The 1,089-nt window shown below is 61.2% G+C and carries 1 protein-coding gene; it reads right to left on the bottom strand.

What is annotated here, in order from left to right:
• A partial coding sequence (locus BN2475_RS32715) for an ISNCY family transposase (protein WP_094783466.1) occupies positions 1 to 1,089 on the bottom strand: 1,089 nt, incomplete at both ends.

Raw genomic sequence — 1,089 nt, 5'->3', positions numbered from 1 at the left:
CGTCTGTTCGACGTCAGCCTGCGTGAACTCGCGTTGCTTCTTCTTGTCCGCCGTACGACTTTGGACTTTGGTCGGCGCGCCGAGATGCGTTCGGGAGGGCGCCTTGCCAATGCGCTGGTTATCGCGCTGTGCCTGGATCGCCTGCGAGACCTGAAGCACGTGGCCCAGTCGCTTGTGTTCGACGACCGCGGCCTGATCGATCTCGGTCAGCCGGTCGTACTGCCTGCACGTCAGAACACGACCGTCCACCCGGAGTTCGATACGCGCATCCGGGTACTCCCAGACTTCGATATATCGATCAATCAGCTTGCGGTGTTCCGGCGTATCCTCCAGCAGGTACATGACCTTGTCATATTGCACCGTCAGCGATTTCGTCACTTTGCGCGGCTCGCGCCAGGTAAGTACCAGATCAAGGCTCTCGTCAGCGCGAAGCGGCCGATGTGCGTCGAAACTGCTCCTGGGCGGCTTGGCGAAACGCGCGTTGTAGGCCGCCATGAAGGCCGGCGCGTATGCATTGGCCTGGGTGACCGTGCTGATGCCGCGCAGCCGCAGTTCCTTCACGAGACGATCCTGCAGCGTCAGATGCGCGCGCTCGACGCGGCCTTTGGCCGGACTGCTGTTCGCGCAAAACGTGTCGATATTCAGTTCGTACATGGCACGGCCGAAGTGGGTCACGCGATTGCCATCCTTGTTCGCGCCCGTCTTGCGAAACACGCTGTACTTGTCACTGTAGAACGCGCCGGGTTTGCCGTACTGTTCAATGTACGCTCGCGTCGCTTCAAAGTAGCTGAACGTCGATTCTGTGGCCGTGAAATGCAATGCCATCAGCCGGCTCGTCGCATCGTCGACATACACCAGCAGTGCGCACGCCGGCGCCCGATCCTCAAACCACCGATGATCGCTACCATCGATCTGGATCAGTTCGCCCAGACAGGCGCGCCGCGCCCGCGGCTGGTAGATCTTCGGCGGACGTTGACGGCGCGGCACCCACAGCTGGGCATCCATCATCAATTGCCGGACCGTTTCCTTCGCCAGGCGGATGCCGTGGCATTCACGCAGCTTCTCGCACGCCAGCGTAGGACCGAAATC

Source organism: Paraburkholderia ribeironis (genome assembly GCF_900019265.1).
In the GTDB taxonomy this organism is placed as follows: Bacteria; Pseudomonadota; Gammaproteobacteria; order Burkholderiales; family Burkholderiaceae; genus Paraburkholderia; species Paraburkholderia ribeironis.
This window is presented reverse-complemented; position numbering and strand designations above follow the sequence as displayed.